Annotated in this window: 11 protein-coding genes; 2 read left to right on the plus strand and 9 right to left on the minus strand. The window is 45.0% G+C overall.

Annotation, left to right across the window (positions count from 1 at the left end; all coding sequences use genetic code 11):
• Positions 1-15: 15 nt before the first annotated feature.
• The gene (locus tag HMPREF1536_RS23430) at positions 16-1,233 is read right to left on the minus strand and encodes a DUF4493 domain-containing protein (protein WP_157395711.1); all 1,218 of its coding nucleotides are present in this window, start codon (positions 1,231-1,233) and stop codon (positions 16-18) included.
• Between the two features lie 237 nt (positions 1,234-1,470).
• Between HMPREF1536_RS23430 and HMPREF1536_RS23435 the strand changes: the two genes are divergently transcribed.
• Positions 1,471-2,358, plus strand: a complete 888-nt coding sequence (locus HMPREF1536_RS23435) for a helix-turn-helix domain-containing protein (protein ID WP_225608049.1) — start codon at positions 1,471-1,473, stop codon at positions 2,356-2,358.
• 319 nt (positions 2,359-2,677) lie between these two features.
• On the opposite strand, the gene HMPREF1536_RS23440 is transcribed toward HMPREF1536_RS23435, so the two are convergent.
• The 4 genes from HMPREF1536_RS23440 to HMPREF1536_RS23455 all read right to left on the minus strand — a co-directional run bounded on the left by HMPREF1536_RS23440 (position 2,678) and on the right by HMPREF1536_RS23455 (position 14,121).
• On the minus strand, positions 2,678-4,969 hold the full coding sequence (locus tag HMPREF1536_RS23440) for a glycosyl hydrolase family 95 catalytic domain-containing protein (protein ID WP_028727324.1): 2,292 nt from the start codon (positions 4,967-4,969) through the stop codon (positions 2,678-2,680).
• 129 nt (positions 4,970-5,098) lie between these two features.
• Positions 5,099-8,263, minus strand: a complete 3,165-nt coding sequence (locus HMPREF1536_RS23445; RefSeq protein WP_028727323.1) for a glycoside hydrolase family 2 protein — start codon at positions 8,261-8,263, stop codon at positions 5,099-5,101.
• 188 nt (positions 8,264-8,451) lie between these two features.
• Positions 8,452-10,599: a TIM-barrel domain-containing protein gene (locus HMPREF1536_RS23450; protein WP_028727322.1), complete on the minus strand. Its 2,148-nt coding sequence runs from the start codon at positions 10,597-10,599 to the stop codon at positions 8,452-8,454.
• A gap of 102 nt (positions 10,600-10,701) precedes the next feature.
• Entirely contained in the window at positions 10,702-14,121 is a 3,420-nt protein-coding gene (locus tag HMPREF1536_RS23455) for a glycoside hydrolase family 2 protein (RefSeq protein ID WP_028727321.1), read from the minus strand.
• 339 nt (positions 14,122-14,460) lie between these two features.
• Between HMPREF1536_RS23455 and HMPREF1536_RS23460 the strand changes: the two genes are divergently transcribed.
• Positions 14,461-14,706, plus strand: a complete 246-nt coding sequence (locus tag HMPREF1536_RS23460; RefSeq protein WP_028727320.1) for an RNA recognition motif domain-containing protein — start codon at positions 14,461-14,463, stop codon at positions 14,704-14,706.
• Between the two features lie 139 nt (positions 14,707-14,845).
• On the opposite strand, the gene HMPREF1536_RS23465 is transcribed toward HMPREF1536_RS23460, so the two are convergent.
• The 4 genes from HMPREF1536_RS23465 to HMPREF1536_RS23480 form a co-directional block, all read right to left on the minus strand.
• Entirely contained in the window at positions 14,846-17,203 is a 2,358-nt protein-coding gene (locus HMPREF1536_RS23465; protein ID WP_028727319.1) for an ABC transporter permease, read from the minus strand.
• 159 nt (positions 17,204-17,362) lie between these two features.
• On the minus strand, positions 17,363-19,735 hold the full coding sequence (locus HMPREF1536_RS23470) for an ABC transporter permease (protein ID WP_028727318.1): 2,373 nt from the start codon (positions 19,733-19,735) through the stop codon (positions 17,363-17,365).
• A gap of 155 nt (positions 19,736-19,890) precedes the next feature.
• A complete protein-coding gene (locus HMPREF1536_RS23475) occupies positions 19,891-22,263 on the minus strand; it encodes an ABC transporter permease (RefSeq protein ID WP_028727317.1) in 2,373 nt (790 codons plus the stop codon).
• A gap of 247 nt (positions 22,264-22,510) precedes the next feature.
• The gene (locus HMPREF1536_RS23480) at positions 22,511-24,898 is read right to left on the minus strand and encodes an ABC transporter permease (protein ID WP_028727316.1); all 2,388 of its coding nucleotides are present in this window, start codon (positions 24,896-24,898) and stop codon (positions 22,511-22,513) included.
• Positions 24,899-24,987: the final 89 nt, after the last annotated feature.

Here is a 24,987-nt window from a genome sequence, read left to right on the forward strand (position 1 = left end):
CCTATTACACTTTACTTAATCTTCTTTAGGTACAAATACCTTTACATCAAATTTCACTATATCCGTATATTTCGGTTTGTCATTCGCATTATGCCCCTGAATGGAAAAATGATACAAATAGAATGGAACACCTTCTTCCGGACTCGGTGCTTCCAGATTATTCAAGGCATCCCATAAGAAAATCTGTCCGCTCTTTATGTTTTTCAGATTGAGATTCTGCTTTTCACCGGATTGCCAGGAAAACTTTTGAGCTATTGCTTTAGCAACACCCTCATCCGTGGCAAGGTCTATGATCTCTGCCTCTTCTTCATGCAAATCGTCTCTCCAATATTTGATCTGCAAAGAACCTACACCGGCAAGCATTTTAAAACCGACCGTCATGCCATTGCCGGATTCACCATCCACAACAGGTACTTCCACCTCACCTTCCGATTTAAAGTGAACGGGATACAATTCAGGCTTGGTAAATTCTTCCCACATGAAATCAGGAATATCTATAGGAATATCCTTATCAGTCAATTCATTGTCCAACACGACATCCAGCCCGATCCCGTTGAAAGCACCGCCATCCGTCTTAAATATCAAATGGACATTCTGCCGGCGTTCCAGCTTGATCTTATTAGGAACAAGATATGTACTCGACTGCTCTTCTCCCCTTTTCTGTACCCGGATCCGGACTGTCATATCCGTTCCCTCCTTCGCAACCTGGAGATAGGCAGGGCGTGATTCTTCCTTGGCAATTTCAAACTCGTCAGCAATAAAAGGAGAACTGAGCAACACGGCATAATCTTCGTATGCTTCCTGGAATACGGAGGTATATTCAATCATCACACGCGCATTACCCAACGAACAAACGACCTCCAACGGAGTATCCATACTTTCTTTTACCACAAAAGAAGAGTTTCCTTCAAAATAAGGATTTTCAAAAGCAGCGGGAAGATCATCACCATTCGAAGCAACCAACCTGTAATCGCCTTCCGGTAACTCTATCTCTGACGGCATATTTCCAAAACGGTCATACGATTTTATCGTATCCTGGCTGCTCAAAATCTGTATTCGATAATCATCAACAGACAAAAAACGTTCGAATTCATCTGAAACTGCTTTTGTTAAACTGGAATTTATTCCTTTTCCTTGGGAAGTGGTATCGGCCACTAAATTCAGGCGGAGTTTACCCACATGAGCCATTGATCCATCTTTTCCATTCGTGCAAGCAGAGTGATTGATTATCAAAAACAACACCCCTAAAAACAGCAAAACCAACACCCTGTTTTTTAATAATATTTGTGATTTAGCAATTTTGAATCTCAACTTTAAATATAAAAAAAACTCCCTATACGACTCTCTGTATCTCATCTTATAATTTGTATCTTATGGGATACAAAATAACTTCAAAATCAACAAGATTGCAAGATCCTGTTATCTATATATAATAATTTTATCATTATTTAACTATAACAAATATAAAATATGTTTACCTTTGAGATACCCAAACAAGCCGTAAAGCAAATTATGAAAGTATATAACAATCCTGAAATTAACATTTCAGAAGACTGGTTCATGGGGTACTTGACACCTGAAAATATGAAGTTGCTCAACCCGCATATTAAGTCATTATGCTGGTTGAAAATGGAAATGTTTATTCTTTGCCTCAAAGGTGAAGCGGAGATATTTATAGATTTGAATCACTATTTAATCAAACCTGGTAGTTTTATAACAATCTTACCTGAAACAGTCTTACAAATACAAGCTATAAAAGAAGATATACAAATTTATATCCTAGCTTTCTCTTCTGACTTTATTAATAAAAATCATATAAATAACATACACCTGTTTAATACAATCAAAAACGCACCAGTCATTGAGTTAAAAAGACAATCGGAACAATTCATGAAAGATTATTTTTTATTCCTCACTAAAACATATAATTCATCCATAACCAAACTAAATGACAAAATACTGATTTATCTGTTTAAAGGAATATGGTTTGGTGTTGAAAGTTTATACAATACAACAATAATCTATCCAACTCGCTATTCCAGAAACGAGCAGATAAGTATAAATTTTCATCGATTGGTCTTGTTGCACTATACCGAACAACGTAATGTAGCCTGGTACGCCGACCAGTTAGGAATAACACAGGCTCATTTAAGTACGGTCATAAAACAGACAACCGGAAAAACATGCATCGAAACCATTACTTCAATGGTAATAATGAAAGCCCAAATACAACTAAAGTCAACAAATCTTGCAATACAAGACATTGCCAAATCTTTAAATTTCAACAATATGTCTTTTTTCGGAAAATATTTCAAACGCAACGTAGGGATAGGACCGTTAAAATATAGAATTAACTAATTCTTCATACATTAAGTAAACGAGCGAAAGCCCGATTACCCAACAATATGACCATACGAGGGGGAGCTTATACCTATCGAAAAAATCCCGTTCGAAAAAAGACAAATCTTCTTCATTCTGAATCAGCAGCATATGTTCTGTATAGGCAGTAAGCCCCCGTACTCACTTATCAATGTCTCATAAATAAGAACTATAAAATTACATATCCAAGGGAAATTTTCAGAATATGATTAGAGATATTTGTTCTAAATCGCATACTAAATAAAAAACATGCCTTCTAATTCACCTTCTAACTTTCCTGAATAGGAATAGCAGGATACTAACCTTTCGTTTTTATATCAACCCATTGTCCTTTCCGGGTTTCAATCGTATAAATGCCTGCTTCCTCCGTTACATCGCCTTCATTTCCGGTGACAGAGACTTTACTGCTGCCTGCCGGGAAAGCAATACGCAACGTACCGCCCTGCTCGGGATAGACACGGAGCTTCACGATCTTGCCGGCTTTCTTTTCGGCAGAAATGACGAAAGCCCCCATAGCCCGCAGATTATCGAACGAGACATCCGACCAACCGGCCGGGATAGCCGGGAAAACACGCACGATACCGGTATGGCTTTGAAGTAACATCTCCTGGATGCCGGAAGCAAAAGCGAAGTTACCTTCCAGCGTAAACGGACGATAAGTGAATTTAGACTTCCCGCTTTTCGTCTGGTCGCCATTTACATGGAACGTATTACGAAGGCAGAAACATTCGGCAAAGGTTCTCAGTTCCTCCGCTGCCCCTTCGCCGTCAAAGGCACGGGCTTTCATATTACCGAACCAGCTATAGGAATAACCCGTCCAGTAGTCGGGGCCGTAATCCTTCAATTTCTTCAGCGTAGCCTGGATGATCTGCTGAGACTTTTCACCTTGGCTCCAATCCAGCAGACCCAACGGATGGATCGCCATCGCGTGGGAGAAATGACGGTGGGACTGATCGTATGGAAAACCTTTGGCAAAGGTCAGGGCACCATCTTTATCCAGGTCATAGTCGGGAAGCTGGCTGCCGATTTCCTTCCAATGTGCCGATTCTTCCGGGAGATTCATCTCGGCCGCCAGTTCGGATGCCGCATTGAAGGCAAAGTGCATCAAGGCCAGATCGTAGTTCGTCATATCCTTAAACCAAGCATTGATGGAGTTATCGAAAATCTCGGGGCTGGAACTCATCGCCAGTTTGCGTACTCCATCGGCATCGACTATGGATATTTGTTCGAGGAAGATTGCCACATCCTTCAGGAACGGATAGGCACGGTCTTTCAGGAATTCACGGTCGGCCGAATATTTCCAGTGCAGGTAGAAATGTTGCGCCAGCCAGGCACTGACTGTCTGCGACATGGAATATTGTATCCATCCTCCCATCGGGACACCCAGCAGGGTACAAACACCCGGAATATTCATTCCGTCTTTCCCGAAATATTCTTTCGTATATTCCTTATATACATCACGCTGGTCCCACAGCGTATTCAGATAACCCATACCTTCGGTCAGGTGGTTGCCGGTATAAGTCGGCCAATAACTGAGCTGCGTATTGAGATCATGGTGGTAATCGCCTTTCCAGGGGGGAAGTTTGCCGTTATCGGCTGTCCATACGGCCTGCAAAGAGATGGGATAGGAATTTTCGCGGGTAGCCGAACCGTATTTATACATTTCATTATCGTATTGCTTCTGCAAAACCGGATCAGGAAGGGTAACGGACGATTGCGCCCAGTAATTCTTCCAGAAATCCATGTGCGTCTGATAATCCCGGTCGATACCACGTGTCATGGCTTCCTGCGTCTTTTCGGTTGCTTTATCTGTTTCCAGAGAAGATGTTACGCTCCAGACACCGCAAAGGGTATTTCCTTTTTGCTGCCAGCGGACATTTACATCGTAAGAGAAGCCATTCCAGCCTTCCTGATGATAGGTGATCTGATTGGATTCCTTATCGATCGTGCCTTGTTTATAGCCCAGACGGCGTAAATCCTGTCCCTCCACTGAGTTTCCAGCCTCTGCTCCTCCGGTATTATATTTCGGTGAGCTTAATGTAGGAGTTATAGCTGCCGGGAGATTTTCGAAAACGAACCAGCCGACAGGTTCCGTGGCATGGACAAAGGTCTTCAGTGTTGCACCGTTATCCCATGTTGCCTCACAAAGGGCATTGTTCAGGTAAAGGTGCACATCGGAAGGCGATCCCAGTTCTTCCAGGGAAAATTCGAGCGCAGCACCCGGTATCTTCGATGGTGCAGGCTGCTGATCATACGGATGATCGTATTTCTTCTGAACGGGAAGATAATCCTTTTTCTTTACTTGTTCGCAGACCCACGTGAAACGGTTGTTAGGGCCAGAGATACTATCCATCGGGCGAAGATCCCAGAGATCCGTCCGATCCAGCGACAGGCGCAAGGCCGAATCGCGTTGCCAGACCAGTGCACCGACAGTTGCGTTACCAAGGGGCATTCCTTCATCCCAGGTGGTTGCCAGGTCGGGGAATTGCAAATCACTTTCGGAAGGTGTAACAGGCAGGTTACTTTTCCCTCCTCCGCTACAGGCTACCAGTAGCAGGATACTAAATACGAATACGAAGTTTTTTATCATAATATGTTCATCTAACTAATACAAATATAGAAGAATAAATCTTCCCTAATATATTACTTGTCAGTCTATTTAGGCAGAATACCGGATTATGCAAAACATTCTCCTGATTTTGCATAATCCGGTACTTATTTATTCTTCCATCAAGGCGACTTTGGATATCACCAGGTCGGCACCTTCCTTCACTTTTGCTTTCAGGACAAGCTGCCCGTCGTTTGAATCTTCGCGCATCACATGCAGCTTAATCCAGGTTTCCTCTTCCTTTTGCTTGCCCAGTTCATAGGCACGTCCTTCAAAGAGGATATGTCCGGTGCGTCCCTTCTTATCCTTGTCGGCAAAGCAGACATACAGGGAACCAATAATGCCCGACGGACAATCGATCGTCAACGTCAGCTCTTCACTCTGCCAGGACGGAGTGACCTTATAAGTCGTTTTTTTACGTGCCTCCACCTTATCGGTCGTGCCGCAGTCGATGTACAGCAAAGCGTTGCGGAACTCTCCGGTGACAGTGCTCTTCAACGGTTCCACATAGGTAAACATCTTCTGCAAAGAGGTGATATCCCTTTCGTAAACCGGATTGAAATTGTTTGAATTCATATAATGCAGGATGCTACCCTTCAACCGGCGGGCAGCCGGGTTCGTCTCTTCCCGCAGGTCGAAACCGCAGACCAGCAATTTTCCTTTTCCTACTTTCAGTTCGAAGATAGACGCCAGTTTGTTATTCCGGTGGAAATCGTCGACAGGCTGGGCGATCGGCTTGTAAGTCTCCGGATAGTCGTTGATATAGAAAGCACGGGCATCTTTATAGATGGATTGCCACTGCCAGTCGCTATGCGAATCGGTCGGGAACTGTGCAAAGAGCGGATGTTTATCGCGGACGATCATCCCGATCGTATTCTTTCCCTGTCCGGGGAAGAAGGTCAGCGACCAGTATAAAGGATAGAAACTGATCTTATCGCAGGTTTCTTCCGTGCCCAGGGCTGAAGCCTGCAAGAGCACCTTCTCCCCTTTCTCCAGACGTTTCAGACACTCGGCATCCATGCGGTCGGTGACGTAAACTGCTCCGGTTTCCACTTTATCATTTGCCGGGAACACCCAGATATTCCAGGTGTTGGCGATAGCCTCGTTCTGCAGGCCGACCTCAACAGTCAGCTTCTGTGCAGCCGTTACAGCAGACAGGTCGCAGGAAACCGTACCTGCGATCTCCGAACTGCCGGCCGGAAACGTGCGGGATGCCGTACGACCGGAAGCAATCAGATTACCTTGTTCGTCTTTCAGCTTCCAGTAAAGCCCGTCATGCAGGAGAGCCAAACCGTAATGAGCCAGCTGAATATCAGCCGTAAACGGTTCGTCATTCGTCCAGACATATTTCGGGAAACGCAGCAACGGAACCGTACTGTCGTGGTGACAACGGAACTGTTCGGGCGTAGTGATACCCTTGCTATCGTAAAAGACATCCAGCCAACCGACCAGTGCTTCTCCCTGTCCCTGATAATCCTGCATACTAAGCAACTGGATTCCGGCACAGGAAGGAGTACGCAGGAACGATTCGATCTCATATTTATACATGATCTGGTTGAGTGCACCCGATGCCGCAACAAATGCTTCGTTCTGCTCTTCAATCTTATTTTTACGTGCCTGCTCGCGGAACTCCTCGAAGTTGCGCGCTTTCAGTACACCTTTATATTTCTTTATCTCACTCCAACGGGGATAGACAGGCCATTGTCCGATCTCATGAGATAGAACGGGGATAGCAGACTTTGAGTAAACCTCTTCAAAATCCCAGGCGGTAGACGCTCCACCTTTTAATCCGCGGGCACTTCCCAGTCCGTCGATATAATGGGTAGCCATATATTGATCGACCGGCATGATCTTACGGGCAGTCGATACGGAATACAGGCGGCGGGAATCCTTCTCCTTCAACGGTTTCATCCACGACTCCATCACCTCGAAATCAGAGTTACCCAGTTCGTTTCCGATACATTGCATCACAAAAGAAGGATGATTGCCGTAAGCATCGATCATACGCGACAACTCCTGTTGCACATACCGGTCTGCCGAAGGATTTTTACCCAATCCCTGTGGATATCCTTTGGTATTCATTTCCGGCCTGTCTTTCTGCTCGGACGACATCCACCAGTCGATCCAGATGGTTTCGGCCTGGATATAAATACCGAGACGGTCGGCAGCAACGAAAGCGGCTTCAGGCGGGCACCAGGAATGGAAACGGACATGGTTCAGCCCATAGTCTTTATAGATACGGAATATCTTTTCCCAATCTTCCACCTTGCAGGACGGATAACCCGTCAGCGGGAAATGCACGCAGTCGAGGTTGCCACGCAGAAAGACCGGTTTGCCGTTTATCAGTATCTTCGACCGGGAGTGGGATACTTCACGGAAACCGAACTCAATTTCGCGGCTGTCGAACTGCTTCTTCTTATCTTCCAGGGTGACTTTCAGTACGTACAGATTGGGAGTGATATCATTCCAAAGACGGATATTCTCCGGCATGGTGGCTTCAAAGTCCAGGATGTTCAATCCTTTCTGCAACAGTTGCTCGGTCGTCCGGGTATAAACGACGGCACCGTCTTCCCGGTCGGTCAGCTGCCAAGTGATGCGGGCGGGAACTTTCCGGGACGACTCGTTGATAAGCGTATCCCTCACTTGCAAGGTGCAGGGGCCGTTGGTCGTACGGGTAAACACCTGCGGATTGGAGAAGCGAACCGGATCGGATGCCACCAGACGGATGCGTCCGACCGCCCCATTCCATATACTTTGCGTATACTCGGAATAGACATGCCCTTTATCCCCAATATTATAGATCATATCATTATTGATACGGATAGTCAGCTGATGTTTACCGGGTGTCAGATACCCCAGGTCATGCCAGTGCGGAGTGGACAAAGCATCCTGCACGGATATCTCCTTTCCGTCCAGAAAGACACGCGATTCCCACAAGACACGTTCCAGTTCCATCCGGATGTATTTCCCGTTCCATTCGGAAGGAATTTCTATTTCCTTCGAATACCATGCCGGGCCGTAATATTTATAAGCCCGTGTCAGGATACCGAAATCCGAACCGGAAGTCTTCTCTCCGTAACCGGCCTCATCCGTTGTTCCGGGCAGCACGATACGATCGGAGAAAGCGGCGCTCTGCCAGTTTTCTTTCAATCCCTTGTCTTCCGGATCGAGCCTGAACTGCCAGGTTCCGCTCAGAGATTCCACTTGCTGGGCTTGCGTCGGGATGTCCAGACTTAAAAGAAGTAGTGCGATAGATACTAGTTTAGTAAGTTTCATATATATTTATGTTTCTGATATAGTCAGTCAGGGCTGTCATGGAGTGATTTTATCCGGCAGTGCCAGTAGCCTGCACTGCATTCCTTATTCATACCACAGCTGTGGTATGAAAGAAATCCATCTGTGGTATGCACGGAAACCAACTATGGTATGAAAGGAATGCAGTCGTGGTATGAATAGTGTCCGCCTTATTCGGTCATAAACCGGAAGTTATATTCGCTGAACGACCAAACTTTCTTTCCTTTCGGAACGATCGCTTTTCCTTTCTTACGGCCTTTCTTATCTACCGTAACGTTCAGATCGATACGGGTAAAGGCTCCTTTTTCATAATCGTACGAACTACCATCGTCGTCGTAGAGGGAAAAAGTGCCCGGTTTCGTTCCATAATGTCTCACTTCCAACGGATACTGCCGGTCGGTAAACTTAGCCATAGCCGGCCATAAGGGGATGATACCGCCGTCTTTTACGTATACGGGGATATTCGAGTCGGTCGGCTTAACGGTAATCACTTCTCCTTCGCCCGCCAGTTTTCCGGTATAGAAATCATACCATTTACCTTGCGGAAGGACGACTTTGCGTTCTTTCTGTCCGGTAAACAAAGGGGCAACCAGTATGTTTTCGCCCACCATGAACTGGTCTTTCACTTCACGGCGTATGGCCATTGCGTACGGGTTTTCCGTTGCATCCAGCTTTCCCTGTTCCGTTTCCGCTTCGATGGCATAACCATTTTCCAGGTTCATGGCACGTACAGGCGGTGTCCCGTAGAAAGCATAATCGGCAAAAACTGAATATAAATAAGGGATCAACTGAATACGAAGCAGGGCTATCTCTTTAATTTCCTTTTCTACATCGGGGAATGTCCAGGGCTTTGTGCCGTCCGCCCACGCATTCAACTGGGCGATAGGAGAAAAACAGACAGTCTGCATGCGGCGCAACCATTCTTCGGACGTCTTGGAAGAACGGACTTCAGGCGTCCACAGCACACCGATAAAGGAGCTGTTTATCAGGGCGGTAATAAAGCCCTTATGATCGTAATAGTCGTTATACAGCACGTACGGATAGGAATTGGTTCCGGCGTTGGCGGCACGGACTTGTCCGTAGGTACGTTTGTTCTGCTCACGGTACATCTTGGTCGTTGCATATTGCATCAGGGAACCGTACAGGTTGCGCAACTGTTCCGCCGGGATTCCGGAAGGGAAGGTGGCCACGTCGGGCCAGAGCCAGGAGTCGTAGCCATCGTTTTCATCCATTTTATAACCGCTCACTCCCATATCTACCTGATGTTTCCTGAAATGGTCGGTCATAATGCGTTGTACTTCCGGCATGGAATAATCGGGCACTTCACCCGACCAGACGGTATGCGATCCGGTATACGATTTAATCCTGTTATATACTTCGCTATGTTTGGAAACATAAGGATTCATCCACAGATTCAGCTCAATCCCTTTATCCAGCATCTCTTTTACGAAGCCGGGGGCATCCGGGAAACGGCTCTTATCCCATTCGTAGGTACAAGGATAGGCTTTCGTGTGCCATCCCGGTTCCAAGCCGATCACGGAAAGCGGGAAACCTCTCTTTTCAAACTCGGCGACCTCATCCTTCACATCCCGGTCGGAGAACAACGTAGGCGTGCGGTGCCAGAAGCCCAATCCCCAACGGGGAGGCAATGTGCCTCCCCCGTTATACAAATTATACCGGCGCACGGCATCCAGCATCGTCGGGCCGGCAAAAAGCAATAGTTCGACTCCTGTGGCAGGAACCAGTATTTCTATATTATCTGAATAGGGTTGTGCAGGCCAGGACGGATCGGCATTACGGTCTTTTTCCTCCGGAGCGTTCGGGCTGTCCTTCCGGACTGCCGTTCCCACCCATACATCTATATAACGGGCGGAATTGATCAGCACGCCATATCCGCGGGAAGAGACAAAGAAAGGAACCGGCGCATGCGTGCGGCCGTTATCGTTTTCGCCATAATGATCCATGTGCAGGCGCATGATGCGGCCGCGTTGTTCTACGGTTTTGAAATGGAGTCCCAGACCGAATATCTTCTCCCCTTTTTCCAGCGGAAAGCTGATATAGGTTTTACCATCCCTCAGTTCCGTCTTTACATCAGAACGGGAAATAGGCAAGATACTTTCCGGCATCTGCTCCAATGCTTCTTTTTTCGGAGTTATATCTAGTTCACTCAACAGATTGATCTTCTCCGGAGTGCCCACAGAGAGTTTCCATATTCCGGCATATTCATTACTGCCCCACTCCTTTGAGGTTACGCTCGATTGACCATAGGCTGTCATGACAAAGCCTATCGCCGCAAATAATAAGGTAAGTTTTCTCATGGTATTGTCTTCTGTGATATTTAGAATGCAAAATAAGAGTTTTTGATCTGAATAACAAATAGACGAATAAAGGCTGAAGATGGATAATCTTTCGATCGCTGGCTACTCCACTCTAAGCGTTATCGTCCCGCCAATCGTATCGCCCGCTTTCAGCGGTTTTCTGAACGGGGCATAATAGCTGTTCAGGAACATTTCATTGCCGGCTGTTACGAAATCGGCAACCAGGAAACGGATCCTGTCTTTTTCCAGCCATGAACGCCAGTGCTGTTGGCCGTTGGATGCGGCTGTTACCTTACTTCCGGAAGGGGCGACAAGTCCGGCATACCAGATGTTACGGCGAGTAGAACGGAAATCGTTGCTTCCCAATTCATTATAATCCAGGCTCCATGACCAGGTGGGTTCTACCCGCGGATCAATATGCGAAGGCAAGCCGGAATAGAACAGGTCGGCCTCTCCTACCGGACGGCTGATATGATCTTCAGGATATACACTCCACAGGCCATCGCGACGCCAGAAGGTTTTATCGAAAGAGGCCGGAGCTTCGAATACCAATCCCCATTGACGGGGGTTGACATCGGCTAATGCATCGAACGAATACGTAACGGAGAGCTTCCCCCCTGCGTTTATATGCAACTGATAGCCGCCTTCAAACTCCTTATAACTACCTTTTACGGAGATCACTACGTCGTCGCCGGCCTTCGTTGCCTCTATTTCAGACACTTTCCACTCCGTACAGATGTCGTTAAACAAAGGGGTGTTTGCATTATGGTTCGGATAGCAGCCGCCACCATTCAACGGAAGCGCCATCAGCCACGGACCACCGTTCAGGATTTCCTCTTTGTCTTGTCTCAGGGAAAGGATTTGTCCGGTGGTACGATCTACTTCACAGGTGAAGTTCTTGCCGGTGATACGGTATTTATCGTTACTTTTCTTTAGTTGGGTAGCAGCCGGGGCCAGTTCCGGCAACTCATTCTGTACCTGTTTTCCAACGGGAATGATATATTCGTCCGCCATAAAACCGCGCGGATCGGTAAACGAGAGATAAAGTTCGTTTGCCTGCTGCGGATCAGCGATCAGAATGCGTATCTGTCCGGTTCGGCCGGGCTCGATGGAGACGAAAGAGATGCCTTGTTCGTTACCGTACTTCCAACTGATCTGCAACTCGTTGAAGTCGGTATAAGTATATCTGTTTTCCAGATCGACAGTCAGTTCACGGGCAGGAGACAGCTTTTCCGTATGCACGCGGATCGGGCTGTATATCTTTTTCATATCATAATATTCCGGTTTGGGACGACGCCAGCCGTCGATCGGCCCCCAGGGGCCATAGCCCACCGCATCCCCGTCAGGCAACTGGAAGATATCGTCGATACCCGACCAGATGGAACCACCCAGCACTCCGGCTGTCTTATACATATTATCCCATGTCGGGGACAAGGCCAGCGCCCAGTCGCTACGTACGCCGGGGTCTGTCACCAGTTCGCTCCGGTTGTAGACATTGAGATGGCAGTATTCACCGTAAATCATCGGGCGTTCGCTTTCGGCCGCCACCTTGTAACCGTTCGGCCCCGGGTAATGGATATTGGCTATCGGAGCCGTGCTTCCCTGGTTATTAAAACCGCCGTATGCCTGATCGTGGAAAGTATGCGGACGAGTCGGGTCGGCTTTCTTCACATAGACTTCCACCTGTGCAAACTCCTCGTTCCAGTACGACTCGTTTGCCATCGACCAGAAGATAACAGACGGATGGTTGCGGTAGAACTGGATCGTTTCCATATTCGACTGAAGGACATAGGGATAATATTTACTATCGCGGTAATTCAGCGTCTTCCAGTTTTCGTTGGCATGGTGGCCGATCCAGCAAACCGGCGCTTCCACTTCCACAAACATTCCCAGCTCGTCGCAAAAATCCAGCAGTTCTTCACAGGGTGGATAATGCGAGGTACGGATAAAGTTACAGTTTGCAGCCCGGTAGAGTTCCACATCTTTCTGCTCCAGTTCGGGAGTCAAGACACGTCCGGTCAGCGGATGGGCTTCGTGGTGGCAGACTCCTCTCAACTTAACGGCTTTTCCGTTCACCAGCAATTGGTTGCCTTTTACTTCCACTTCACGGAAGCCGAAACGTTTTTCGATCTGTTCCGTAGTAACGTCGGCAGTGCCCAGTTCCACCTTCATCGTATATAAATGCGGATGTTCGTTATCCCATTTCCGGGGATTAGCGACCTTACCGTTCAGCCACCCTGTCCAGGTTTCCCCCGGAGCCAGTTGCGGTATCGACTGATCCAGCACCACCGGCAGCCCGGTAATCGACAAACGTGCAGCGACATTCTTTTCCGTGTTCTTTCCGGCATTCGTAACGGCCAGATAGACTTTCAGGTCTGCATCTTCATACCGGTCGTCCAGGTCGGTCACGATACGCAGGTCGGAAATATGTACTTCGGGTACGGCAAACAAAGTTACCTTGCGGGTTATCCCTCCTATCTGGTGAGCGGCATACTGCGTCAGGCTACCCAGCATATCGGCCAGCGATTCACTACGAACCTTCAGTGCTAATCTGTTTTCGCCCTGTTGCAAAGCACCGGTCGCATCCAGCTCGAACGCAGTCATACCTCCCATGTGAGAACCTATCTCTTTCCCGTTCAGCCAGACTACGCATTCGCTGGATACGCCGTCGAAACGTAGTTTCACTTGCTTCCCTTTCCAGTCTGCGGGTAAAGTAAATGTCGTCTGATAACCGCCAAAGCCGGCTGAATCGACTTTAAATCCCTGCATCGACCACTGTCCGGGAACGACAATCGGGTTCCAGTTTGCATCTGTCGCTTTACCGGTATAAAAATCAGCTTTCGGAGACGGATTAAACAACCAGGTTCCATTCAGCGAAAGTACCGGATTGTACACCCCCGGAACGCTATAAGGAATGGTTGCATATACGGGTAGATGTTCTTCGGCATCCACCTCCGTATCGATCTTATAGGTCTGTGTATTCACCAATGCCTGTTTTTGTTCGCCTTCAAACGGGATCGGCTTCCTGGGGTTCGATGAGTAAAGATTCAGTTCCGACACGAGGGCGTTCGGCCCTTTCAACACTTCAAATATCAGAACCAGCTGGCCATAGGCAAATGCTTTCTTCGGCAGGTCGATCTTATAGCGTTGTTCCTTCCCAGCTTCAAGGGTAACAGGTGACTGCACTTCATTTCCATCAGCTATGATCCGTTGTTGACGCTCGCTATCAGACAGATAGACTACTTCCAGCTGATAATCGGCCTGTATATCCATCCGGTCGAAAGCATAGATAACTGTTCCACCGAAATTACAGGTCTTTGCGGCTGCGCTTCCGTCTATCCCGCCGGGCATCGTGTAATTATCCCCTTTTACCAGAAACGGCTGTTTACCATTTACACCGCAATCGTTTGTTGCCACCTGGTGCAGCTTAGCCGTTTGGGCATTCAGTGTTACAACGAAAAGTAACAAGATCAGGGCACTCAGGACAGGTATTCTACTCCTGGATTGTTTAAGGTTATTCATTCTTTTTCCATTTAATTTATTCCACTGCAATATTACGAAGTTCCGGCCAATCCTTGCTTATAAGAAGGGAACCGATTAAAAGAACAGAGGGAACAAATAAAAAAGAAAAGTAGACAAAACGGAATTATACCTATCAAAGAGTAGGAAAACGATAAAACACCTGTATTCCATTAATTAATGGCCTTATTTCACAAAAAAGATATATTTATTAAATAATAATAGAGAACCATAGTGTTTTATCCAAATAGTTTACGTTCCTTTGCATCGCGAACAACAAGAAGTTTGAAAGCATATTGAACATCTGTTGCCGCTATTATTAATTTTTTTATTTTTATATTTATGAACATGTATGTTGGAAACCTTAGCTATAATGTTAGGGAATCAGATTTGAAAGAAGTTATGGAAGAGTACGGAACAGTTGATTCTGTAAAATTAATTATCGACCGTGACACAAGAAGATCTAAAGGTTTTGCTTTTGTTGAAATGCCTGACAATGCTGAAGCACAGAAAGCTATCAACGAATTGAACGGTGCAGAATATGCAGGCCGTGCAATGGTAGTAAAAGAAGCACTTCCCAGAAATTAATTAGCTGACATTATATTATTATATATCAGTAAGAAGAAGGATACTCCTATTGTGGAGTATCCTTTTTTTGTATCGTATCTCATAAGGTTTTACAACAAAACAGGTTTTATAACAAACCTGTTTTGTTGAACACGAATACTTATTCCGATTTCAAACTATCTACCGGATTGGCATTCGCCGCCCGCCAACTCTGGAACGTCACTGTCACGACCGTAATGATCAGCACAACAAGTAGAGCTACCAGAAATACCCACCAGTACATCGGTGTTTTATATGCGAAACTTTCTAACCATTTTCTAATACTATAGTAGCCAGCCGGTGCAGCTAAAGCGAAACAAATCAGCACAATATAAATATAGGAGCGGTTGAGCATCTCCAATATTTCTCCGTTAGTCGCACCATGCACCTTACGTACGCCGATTTCTTTCCGGCGATACTGCGTATCAAATACTACCAAACCAAATACCCCCACAAGTGATATGATAATCGCCAGTATGCTGAAGACCATTATCAGGCTACGCAGATTTTCCTCCTTATGGTACAGATTATCGAATACCGTATCATAGAACTGCACATCAAACGGATAAGCCGGATCAATGTCTGCCAATGTTTTACGGATATGATTGACAGCCGCATGTGCATCGGTTCCTGCTTTCAGACGGACATAAGAAACAGGCATCGGGTAAGGGATCTTCCCCACCACAAAAGCAATATTGTTCTCTCCATTGCGAAGTGAAGTAAACTTTACGTTTTCGGTAAACCCTACGATTCGTCCCGGTATCCAGGATTCCAGAATATCTCCCGTTTCCATATCTACAGCTAATTTAGCCGTATGGTTAAATATATAAACAGGAGCTTCCGATAATTCATCAGACAAAGAAAAATCACGTCCTTCTTCAATCGGAATACCCATCACCCGAAGAAAATTTGATGAAGCCATAATCATAAAGAAGTGGAATTCCTTTTGTTTCAATACTGCTCCATTGGTATTATATCCATCCTTTGAAGCAACTTTCTCCATTGCAAAGGCAACATCTTCAATTCCGGGAAACTCTTTCAACCGATTTACATACGTTTCATGGTGTTTAGTGTAAAGTTCTCCACTCAGCTCTACGATAGCGATCTGATCTTTATCGAAACCAAGTGAGAAACTACGCATATAATCATTTTGCAACCGGACGAAGCTGGCTCCGATGATCAACAGGATGGAGACTATAAATTGTACGCTAATCAGAACCGTACGCAGTTTACGACCCGAAGGAGAGAGTCCGAAACTCCCTTTCAGCACTAATGCAGGCGGGAAAGATGTCACATACCAGGAAGGATATAATCCGGCAACCACACCTGTTACCAATGCAACAAGTCCGGTAAGCAGGACAATAGGCAAATTCTTCTGAATGCTCAGATCAGCCTCCACAAATGGTAAAGCAGTAGCCTCGCCAAGCATCCAAACCAACACCAGACTGATCAACCAGGCTATAAGACTGACAATAGCAGCTTCAGCCAATAAAGCGTTTCGTAATAATGTATCGGAACTACCCAATACTTTCTGAGTATTGATACTTTTGATACGAAGAGGCGTCAGGGCCGTACTGAAATTAGTAAAATTGATGGCAGCAACAATAATGATCAATAATGCTATAAAGAACAGCAACAGAGTCACTTCCTTATTCCCGCTACGGAAGATCATACCATCCTGGCTTTCATTCAAATAGTAAATATCAGTCAATGGAGTCAGTTTGAGCTTCTCGTCCTTTTTACCTATCTTACCAAAATCAAAATGAGTATTGAAGTTATCAATTACATCTTGGGCAGCTCCGGCATCATCCAGCAATACATAACAAGCAAAATTACTAGCTTCGAAATTATCCCGCTGGAAGGTCGGCCCGATAGCCGTATAAATCAGGTTCCTCACCTGGGTATTGCCCGGAAAGTCTTTGTAGACAGCACCAACTGTATACTCCCGGTTATCTTTTGTCTGTACGGCTTCTTCGGCATGCAACACCTTACCTACAGCCGGCTGATTACCGAATATTTTACGTGCGGTACTTTCGGGCAAGATCAGTTTATCAGGATCATTCAGACAGTCTATATCTCCTTCCAGTATTGGAAAATCGAAGACACGAGTAATTCCGGGATTACAGGTATATACCGGTTCACGATAACCGATCTTTTCCCCATTCTCTATAACTGAGAAATAAATTGCCGGATTATATGGATAAATCAATGATCCGGCTTCGATATGCGGAGACGAATTCATAACAGTCTCAACAAATCCACGAGGCATAATAAGGCCAAATGTTCCGGGAGTTCCTAATTCCACTCTGAATACCCTTTCAGAAGTAGAATGACAGCGGTCGAAACTACGTTCATAATTTACCTGTATCAGGATAACGATAAAAGCAGCAAAAGCCACTGCCAGTCCGGCCACATTCAAAAAGGTAGCCATCTTGAAACGACGCAGCACACTCAAGAAGTTTCTTAGTATTGTTTTCATTATCATTTATGTTTTGTTATAAACATTCAAATTGCATGCCAAAACAGTAATACGCAACATATCAAACAATTACGCAATCGATCAGTAAACAACAATGTCTAATAATTAGACACTGATGTCAAATTATTAGACATTGATAATGAAATATATAAAGCCTTCTTATTCTGACTTTATGCTTTCCACCGGATTCGAATTGGCCACCTGCCAGTTCTGGTAAGTAACTGTTATAAAAGTGATGGCCGAAACAATAACAAAGGCTACCAGAAATACCCACCAATATATCGGCGTACGGTAAGCAAAGTTTTCCAACCAACAGTACACGCCATAGAAAGCAACCGGAGCCGCCAGAACAAAACAGATCAACAGGATCAAAAGATAGCTTTTGTTGAACATAAACAGTATCTCTGAAGTAGAAGAACCTAATACCTTCCGTACTGCCACTTCCTTGCGTTTGTGCTCACTTTCGAAAATGACCAAGCCAAAAACACCGACAACAGAGATAAATATAGCGATCAGACTGAACAGGGTTATCAGGTTACTTATCTTCAACTCCTTGTCGTACGTATGTTGCAACACCTCATCGTAAAAAGAAACTTTGAACGGATAGACAGGATCGATCTTGCTCAGCGAAGCTTTTACATGCTCCATTGCACCCCATAAGTCGCTACCGGCTTTTACTTTTACATAAGCTGTACTGTAATAGCGGACCCCGTCATTTCCCTTCCAATACTTTCCTCCGATATAAAAAGCCATTGGCGATACTTCGTTACGGAAAGAAGCAAACTTGATATTTGGAATAATTCCGGCAATCTCTTCCCCTTCTACCAACTCACCCACTACCAGGTCATACATCTCGCGTGCCTTTTCATTAAAGATATATGTTCCTTTATCTTTCAAATCATCTTCCTGCCGGAAATCACGACCTTCAATTACTTTTATTCCCATGACATGCAAGAAACTCGGGGAAACCGGGATACATTGGAAATCGATATTCCTGTCCTTATAATCCCGTCCCCAACCCATATAATAGTCCCGGCTCGCCAAGATCTGGTCTGCACACGTGATAGCATCTATCCCTGAAAATGTTTTCATTTCACTTTCCAACACATCCAGGTTTTTATTGATCTTACCGTTCAGCTCGATAACAATCAGTTCGTCCTTATCGTATCCAAGCGGCGCACTTTGCATATAATGGTTTTGCAGGAACATGAATAGCGAACCGATAATCAGGATAAAGGATGCTATAAACTGAATACTAACCAGCGTACTCCGCAACGCACGTCCTTTAGGCGACAGCCCGAAGCTTCCTTTCAACACCAGGGCCGGTGGGAAAGAGGTTATGTAGCAGGCCGGATAAGCCCCTGCCAACGCACCGACCAACAAAGCTATGATTCCTGTAACACCGATAATTTTCCATTGCGCCCCGAAAGACATATCGGCATCCACCAGAGAAGCAATAAACGAATTTTCCGCCAGGTGCAACGCCACCAGCGAAATCAAATATGCCACAAAACTGATAATGACTGCCTCACCCAGCAAACTCAGCCGCAGCAGGCCGTCTGAACTACCGAGCACCTTCTGCGTATTGATACTCTTTATACGCATCGGCGTCAATGCCGTACTGAAGTTTGTAAAATTGATACCGGCAATCAGCAGTATTATGAAAGCGATGGCAAATAGCACCTGTACCGTCTGGCGACTGGCTTTCGGCATCGAATCGTAAGAAACGTTGGTCAGGAAATGTAATTGGGTAAGCGGAGTAATATGCAGGTCGATTTTATCTCTTTCCCAGTCAAGATCAGAACCGGCCATTTTTGTTTTATCAAAATTCTTTTTGAAGTTTTCCTTCACATCTTCCGTATTTGCCGGATCATCCATGCGGAAAAAGAAAAAATAATTACTGTTGCCCCACTCATCGTAATTTTCTTTCGGATCCATCTGCATATAAATTATATTGCGGACAGATGAATTACGGGGAAAATCTTTAAAAACACCGTTGACGGTAGCGACTACCTTTCCCGATGTCCCACTCATCAATTGTTTACCGATAGCCGATTCATTACCGAACAGGCGATGCGCTATACTTTCAGGAATCATGACTGAACTTGGTTGTTCCAGCGCTGTTTCATCGCCTTCCACCATATCGAAATGGAAAACACGGGTAAAGTCGGGTGTCACTGTCGCAATCGGATCCTTAAAATTTTGTATCTCACCGTTCCGTTCGATACTGTAAAACCTGTCGGAATCCCATAATGTCATAAGAGCTCCGGCCTTGATATGCGGCGACGATTCTGTAAAAGCCCTTGCCAGAGGACGGCTCATAACTGCTATCAGTTCTCCCTGGTATTGCATATCCATCCGGTAGATTGCTTCGGATTCCGGCTGACAGGAATCGAACGTATAATCATAACTCACCTGCATCATGATCACCATAAATGCCGCGAAAGCAATGCTCAACCCCAGAATATTCAATAAAATGGCCATCTGGAAGCGGCGGAAAATGCTGATAAAGTTTCGTAATATCGTATTCATATTGATTTTTTTACTTAATTCAATCAAATTTCATGCCAGAACGATAACTCTTTAGCAATCAAAAACATTAGCTATACAAATTAAAAATGAATGTCTAATAATTAGACATATGTGTCAAATTATTAGACATTCATAAAGGGAAACAAAAAATACGGTCACTCCGTCTTCATACTATCCACCGGATTGGAATTGGCGACCTGCCAGTTCTGGAAAGTAACGGTTATAAAGGTAATGACCGATACGATTACAAAAGAAACCAGAAAAACCCACCAGTACATCGGCGTGCGATAAGCAAAGTTTTCCAACCAGCGATACACGCCATAGAATCCTACCGGAGCTGCCAGCAGGAAGCAGATTACCAGAATAAACAAATATCCTCTATTGAACATGACCAATATCTGCGATGTAGAAGATCCCAGAACTTTACGGACAGCGACCTCTCTCCTCCTGTACTCGCTCTCGAACACAACCAATCCGAATACACCGACAATAGAAATAAAGATGGCTATCACACTGAATAAGGTAATCAGATTACTGATCTTCAACTCCTTCACATATGTCCGCTGCAATATCTCATCATAGAAAGAAACCTTGAAGGGATAAACCGGATCGATCTTTGTTAACGATGTTTTCACATGTTTCATTGCAGCCCGCAAGTCGCTACCGGCTTTTACCCTGACATAAGCGGCACTATAATACTTATTTCCCTCATCTCCCCAACGGTACTTTCCCCAGACATAAAAAGTCATGGGCGATACTTCGTTGCGGAAGGAAGCAAACTTCACATCCGGCATAAAACCGATTATCTCATCTCCGTTGATTTTATCGCCCAGTTCCAGATCGTATGTCTGACGGGCTTTCTCATTAAAGATATAGCATCCGGTATCTTTCAGATCGTCTTCAGGTCGGAAATCACGGCCTTCCGTCACCTTTATCCCCATTGCATGCAGGAAAGAAGGGGTAACAGGAATACATTGGAAGCTGATTTCCCGGTCTTTATAGTCACGTCCCCACCCCATATAATAGTCATGACTTGAAAGTACCTGTTCGGAACAAGCCAGCTCTTCAATCCCGGAGAATGTCTTCAACTCGCTCTCCAATACACCCAGATTCTTATTTATTTTACTATTCAATTCAATAATGATCAGCTTGTCTTTATCATATCCCAGCGGTGTATTTTGCATATAGTGGTTCTGTAAATACATGAACATGGCACCGATAATAAGGATAAAGGAAGCGATAAACTGGATGCTGACCAGCGTACTGCGAAGTACCCGTCCCTTGGACGACAACCCAAAACTTCCTTTCAACACCAACGCCGGCGGAAAAGAAGTGATGTAATAAGCAGGATATCCTCCGGCTAACACTCCGACAACCAATGAGATAATAGCCGTCGCAACAATAATCTCCGATTGTGCCGAAAAAGCCATATCCGCATCCAGCAGGGAAGCAATAAAAGATTTGCTTGCCACAAACAACATTCCCAGCGATATCAGATAAGCCACCACACTCACAATGACAGCTTCCGCCAGCAAACTCAGACGAAGCACATTATCCGGACTGCCCAATACCTTCTGCGTGTTGATACTCTTTATACGCATCGGGGTAAGCGCCGTACTGAAATTAGTGAAGTTGATACCGGCTATCAACAGGATAATGAAAGCGATGGCAAACAGAACACGTACCGTCTGCCGGCTAGCTTTCGGCATTGTATCGTAAGAGGTATTAGTCAGAAAATGTAATTCGGGAAGTGGCGTGAGGCGCAAGTCCAGTCCGCCGCTTTCCCAGGTAAAATCTTTACCGAACTGAAGAGTCGCATCGAAATTCTTCTTAAAGTTCTCTTTTACATCTTCTATGTTGGCCGGATCATCCAGACGGAAAAAGAAATGATAATTATTGTTTCCATAGGCATCATAATTCTCCTTCGGGGATATCTGCCTGTAAATTATATTTCGCATGGAAGAGTTACGAGGGAAGTCCTTAAAAACACCGCTGATTGTATAGAGGGTATTCCCCGTTTCCACGCTCATCAGCCGTTTACCCATTGCCGATTCATTGCCGAAAAGACGACGCGCCATACTCTCGGGAATGATAGCAGTCTCCGTTTGATCCAAAGCCGTTTCATTCCCTTCCACCATATCAAAATGGAATACGCGGGTAACACCGGATGTAACTCCCGTTATCGCATCCTGGTAATTTTGCCTTTCCCCGTTATGTTCCACATAGTAAAACACCTCCGAATTCCACGAAGTCATAATCATGCCTCCCTTCACATGTGGCGACGATTCCGTAAAAGCTCTCGCAAAAGGACGACTGACCACAGACCCTAACCCTCCTTCATATTCCTTATCCAACCGGAAAATTGCATCAGCCTGCGGCTGGCAAGAGTCGAATGTGTAGTCGTAATTCACCTGCATCATTATCACCATAAAGGCGGTAAAGGCGATACTTAACCCCAGTATATTCAGCAATGTCGCCATTTTGAAACGGCGAAGCACGCTGATGAAGTTTCTTAAAATAGTTTTCATATACAATTAAATTATTACTTCGATTTAAGATTGTCTATAGAATATCTATATCAATAGATACGTAATAATTTAATCAACGTTGCATAATTGTTATTCCTTTTTAAAACTATCTACCGGATATACATTGATTGTTCTCCATCTAAGACCTGTAATATATAATAAATAAGCCCTTGGATATCCAAGGGCTTATTAAACAATCCGGCAATCCGGAACTGTACTAAAATAATTCTACAAAAAACAATATAAACTATTCATTCTTGATACTGAATACCGGATTCTCTCTTGCCGCCCGCCAGTTCTGGAAAGTAACCGTAATGATCGTGATCATGGAAACCAGGATAAAAGCTATGACAAATACCCACCAGTAAATCGGGGTCTTATAAGCAAAACTTTCCAACCATTTATTTATTGAATAGAAAGCAACCGGGGCAGCCACAACAAAACAAATACATAATATATATACATACGTCTTATTAAACATTATCAGAATCTCGGAAGTAGTCGATCCCATCACTTTGCGTATACCGATTTCCTTTTTCCGGTATTGGCTGTCGAATACCACCAGGCCAAATACTCCTACGATCGAGATAAATACAGCGATCATACTGAACAAAGTGATCAACGAACTCAGGCTCTCTTCTTTTTCATACAATGTATTCAAAACCTGGTCGAAGAACTTAATAACAAACGGGTAATCCGGATGTATCTCTCCCAATACCTCTTTTACGTGAGTCATCGCCGCACGCATATCCGAACCGGCCTTTACTTTTACATAAGCATATGCAGCACCTCCACTATATCCTGTACCCCGTACGTAGAAAGCCATCGGAGTCACTTCCGTACGGAAGGAAGCAAACTTTATATCCGGGATAAAACCTACCACATCGGCATCCTGAATCTTATCGCCCAGCACAAGTTCATAGAGATTCTTCGCCCGCTCATTAAAGATAAACGCACCATTAACCGTTAAGGCATCTTCTTCCCGGAAATCCCGGCCTTCATTTACATGGATATTCATTACTTTCAGGAACGACGGGTCTATCGGCATACACTGGAATTGTATGGTTTGTCCTCTCAACTCACGCCCCCACTCCATATACTGATCCTGGCTCGATAACATAAACTCGCCATAGGTCACATCTTCAATGCCGGCAAAAGACTTCAAACGACTCTCGAAAGCATCCGAGCTCTTCAGTATAGGCGCAGTAATACTCGTCACGATCAACTGATCCTTATCATATCCCAACGGGCTGCTTTGCATGAAATTATTTTGCAGATACATAAACATGGATCCGATGATCAGCACAAAAGAAGCGATGAATTGTATGCTGATAAGCGCATTACGCAATACCCGTCCCTGAGGGGACAAACCGAAACTGCCTTTCAGCACCAATGCCGGTGAGAAAGAAGTCATATAATAAGAAGGATAAAGCCCCGCCAATAAACCGGTCAGCAGTGCGATCAGACCTGTTACAGTAAGCAACAGCGGATGCGCAGCGAAAGACATATCGGCATCGACTAACCCCGCAACAGGAGTTTTCGCAGCAATATAGACGAACCATAAAGCCAACAAATAAGCTACCACACTGATACAAACCGCTTCCATCAAGAGGGAGAAACGTAATACTCCGTCAGAGCTACCCAATACCTTTTGCGTATTGATACTCTTTACACGCATCGGAGTCAGGGCTGTACTGAAGTTGGTAAAGTTTATGCCTGCAATGATCAGTATAATCAATGAAATAGCAATAAGAACCAGTACGGTCTGCCTGCTCGATTTAGGAGTCATATCGAAAAGTACATCCGTAGTATAATGTACATCTTGTATACGAGTGAGACGGAAATTCGGTTCACCGGAGTACCACGACATATTCTTTCCCAGATCATCTTTCCTGTAATATTCCAGAAAGTCATTTACCAGTTCTTTGGCCGATTCAGGATTGTCGAGCCGGATATAAAAGTTGTAGCTGGAATTACCCCAGTCATGCAAATCCTGCTTTTCATCCAGTTTCGTAAACACTGCATTCCGGATGATACTATTACGGGGAAGATCCTTATAGACACCACCAATCGTATAACCACCTTCTTTTGTTGTAAAATAACCGGCCAACCGTCCTTTACTCTCTTTCGCAGTGATCCGCTTACCGATAGCCGATTCCTGTCCGAAAATCTTCTGCGACAGGCTTTCCGGTATCAATACTCTATCCGGTTCGTTCAGGGTTTCGGCCGAGCCTTCCAGCATTTCGAAATCGAATACATCCATGAAAGAAGGATCGACAGCAATAGTCGGTTCCATATAGGTATCTATAAACCCTCCCCGGTCTATCCCATAAAAGGTTTCATTGTAGAAAGGAATAGTAACTGCACCGGCCAGAATATGCGGAGAGAAATCAGTAAAAACGTTACATAACGGACGCGAGAGGACAACCTGTGTCGATGATTTATCCCATTGCAATTCTACCCGATAGATATTATCGGCATTCTTATGGAATGTATCGAAGTTCTTATCATAGTCTACCTGCATCATGATCACCATAAAAGCGGCAAAGGCAACAGATAGTCCCAGGATATTAAGAATTGTCGCCATCTTGAAGCGGCGCAATACACTGATAAAGTTACGAAGAATTGTTTTCATTAGATGTACTTTTTATTTAGATTGATTCAAATTGCGTGCCAAAACAGCCAACACACTAAATATCAGAATATTGAATATTCAAAGAATTA

It is taken from the genome of Parabacteroides gordonii MS-1 = DSM 23371, assembly GCF_000969825.1.
GTDB classification, from domain to species: domain Bacteria; phylum Bacteroidota; class Bacteroidia; order Bacteroidales; family Tannerellaceae; genus Parabacteroides; species Parabacteroides gordonii.

Coding starts and splice junctions, on each gene's coding strand:
- HMPREF1536_RS23480 (WP_028727316.1), bottom strand. CDS start 24,898: ATGAAAACAATTCTTCGTAACTTTATCAGTGTATTGCGCCGCTTCAAG.
- HMPREF1536_RS23445 (WP_028727323.1), bottom strand. CDS start 8,263: ATGAAACTTACTAAACTAGTATCTATCGCACTACTTCTTTTAAGTCTG.
- HMPREF1536_RS23435 (WP_225608049.1), top strand. CDS start 1,471: ATGTTTACCTTTGAGATACCCAAACAAGCCGTAAAGCAAATTATGAAA.
- HMPREF1536_RS23470 (WP_028727318.1), bottom strand. CDS start 19,735: ATGAATACGATATTACGAAACTTTATCAGCATTTTCCGCCGCTTCCAG.
- HMPREF1536_RS23440 (WP_028727324.1), bottom strand. CDS start 4,969: ATGATAAAAAACTTCGTATTCGTATTTAGTATCCTGCTACTGGTAGCC.
- HMPREF1536_RS23455 (WP_028727321.1), bottom strand. CDS start 14,121: ATGAATAACCTTAAACAATCCAGGAGTAGAATACCTGTCCTGAGTGCC.
- HMPREF1536_RS23450 (WP_028727322.1), bottom strand. CDS start 10,599: ATGAGAAAACTTACCTTATTATTTGCGGCGATAGGCTTTGTCATGACA.
- HMPREF1536_RS23460 (WP_028727320.1), top strand. CDS start 14,461: ATGAACATGTATGTTGGAAACCTTAGCTATAATGTTAGGGAATCAGAT.
- HMPREF1536_RS23475 (WP_028727317.1), bottom strand. CDS start 22,263: ATGAAAACTATTTTAAGAAACTTCATCAGCGTGCTTCGCCGTTTCAAA.
- HMPREF1536_RS23465 (WP_028727319.1), bottom strand. CDS start 17,203: ATGAAAACAATACTAAGAAACTTCTTGAGTGTGCTGCGTCGTTTCAAG.